The organism is Clostridium sp. CAG:43 (assembly GCF_000434655.1).
Taxonomy (GTDB): Bacteria; Bacillota; Clostridia; order Lachnospirales; family Lachnospiraceae; genus Otoolea; species Otoolea fessa.
Map to the genome: position 1 here is coordinate 1 of NZ_FR895033.1, position 2,041 is coordinate 2,041.

4 protein-coding genes are annotated in these 2,041 nt (G+C 47.6%); all 4 read right to left on the reverse strand.

Features of this window, described 5'->3' with window-relative positions:
- On the reverse strand, positions 1 to 143 hold a 143-nt coding region (locus QVO97_RS03090), incomplete at its 3' end, for a Jag N-terminal domain-containing protein (protein ID WP_288188766.1).
- A 14-nt stretch (positions 144 to 157) separates the two neighbouring features.
- Positions 158 to 1,411, reverse strand: coding sequence for a YidC/Oxa1 family membrane protein insertase (locus tag QVO97_RS03095; RefSeq protein ID WP_022358953.1), 1,254 nt, complete (start codon positions 1,409 to 1,411; stop codon positions 158 to 160).
- 19 nt (positions 1,412 to 1,430) lie between these two features.
- A complete protein-coding gene (gene yidD, locus QVO97_RS03100) occupies positions 1,431 to 1,640 on the reverse strand; it encodes a membrane protein insertion efficiency factor YidD (RefSeq protein WP_333489800.1) in 210 nt (69 codons plus the stop codon).
- Entirely contained in the window at positions 1,636 to 1,995 is a 360-nt protein-coding gene (gene rnpA / locus QVO97_RS03105; RefSeq protein ID WP_022358955.1) for a ribonuclease P protein component, read from the reverse strand. The genes yidD and rnpA overlap by 5 nt, the downstream gene beginning before the upstream one ends.
- Between the last annotated feature and the right edge of the window lie 46 nt (positions 1,996 to 2,041).

Sequence of the window (2,041 nt, forward strand, 5' to 3'; positions counted from 1 at the left end):
GGTTTCGCGCCGATCCCCAGAAATCCGGCGCTTCCTTTTTCGACCACTTCGTACTCTAATTTATCACTGGTGGTTTCCAGTTCAATCAGTGCCTTTGTTACTGCCTCATCGACTGTCTTAGCGGTAACCGTAATCATATCCATCCTGCGCCCTCCTTCTATTTTTTCGCGTGCTTATCGTTGTACTTCTGCACCATCTTTGCCTTGGAAGCCAGACTGCCCGGCTTCGGATCGGAATTGTAAAATGCTTCAGACGCCTCCATCTGCTTTTTATTGCGGGAGATCTTGTCCTCTTTCGCCTTGCTTTCCGCATCCTCGCGTGCCTGCAGCGCCTTTAAATTCACGCTTGCCTTCTCGCTGACATTGGCCGGCGGCAGACCTTTTCTCGCTCTCTTCTTGTTCATCTTCTCCACGTTGCGGCGGATCAGATCATCGACATCGATCTTGTTCATATGTGCATTTACGATCAGCTGCTGAACGAGCTGGAATGCACCCTGAACGACCCAGTAGATACCGATCGCAGACGGCAGGGAGAAACAGAAGAATACGGACATCAGCGGCATCGTGATCATCATGCTGTTCATCATGCTCGCGCCCGGCGCGTCCTGATCCACCTGCTGTAAATTGGAAATCAGCTTGGTGGAGATCCACTGGGTCAGACCTGCGAGGATCGGGATGATCCATGCGATCGTGATGTGGTTAAAACCGGTAAACGGCGGAGTTGCCAGATTAATGCCGAAGAAATAGTTCATCTGCTCAATCTTGCTCGCATTTTCTGCGATCGTCGAAGAGATCTGCGGGAATAAACTTTCCAGCGTATCCCATCCAGCCGGTGTCAACTTATATAACATATCTACAACTTTGTTTGCCACGGTGTAGTCTACCTTGTCCACCGCCATGCCGACACCGCTTGCCAGCTCGGAAATCTTGTTGATGTAATCCGGCTGCCCCATCAGCGGGTTCGCTACGTTGTCAAAAAAGACACGTACTGACGGTACGTATGCCGGAATGTTGTAGATAACCCGGTACAAAGCGAAGATAATCGGAAGCTGAATCGCCATCGGCAGACATCCTGCCATCGGATTCGAGCCATATTTCTCATAGACTGCCTGCATCTCGACCTGTTGTTTAGCCATCGATGCCTGATCGGTTTTTCCCTTATACCTATTCTGAACCGCCTTGATTTCAGGGTTCATAAGCGACATAAGTTTTGACGATTCCTGCTGTTTGATCGTCAGAGGAAATAACAGTAACTTTGTGATAATGGTAAACAGGATGATACACAGACCGATATTCATGATCCCCATGCTGCTGGTAATCCGGAATAAAAAGTCCATGATATAACCAAACACGCTGGCGATCGGTCCCATGATCGAACCTGCCTTTGTCGCAACTAAAACGCTAACGTCCAATGAACTACCTCCTCATCCTTTACGGAACTGGATCATAACCGCCTTCTGCAAATGGATTACAGCGAAGAATCCGCTTACATGCCAAAATCATACCTTTTACAGCGCCGTACTTTTTAAGTGCCTGGATGGCGTACTCCGAGCACGTCGGCGTGTACTTGCAGTGAGGTCCTGTCATAGGGGAAATATAGAGCTGATATCCCCGAATCATCTTTATCAAGATCTTCTTAATCAATATTCTCACTTCGATTCTCCAGAATGTTATGCAGTCCGCATAAGTGCAGGTATGCACTCTCAATTTTTTTGAAGTCTGCTTCTTTCGCTGCCGGTCTGGCAACGACTACGATGTCTAATCCGAGTCTGACTCTGTCCTTATTTAACCGATAGCTCTCCCGTACCAACCTTGTCACGTGATGGCGGACCACGCTGTTTCCAACCTTTTTGCTGACGGAGATACCGATCCGAGGCTCCTTCCCGTCATCCATCCGCTTCACGTACATAACCAGAAGCTTATTGGCATAGGATTTCCCTGTCTTGTAAACCTTTTGAAATTCGCTGTTCTTCTTAATTGAATTAAAACGCTTCATTAAAATCACCAATGATAAATAATATAAAAAAGAATGTGCCCTGGCA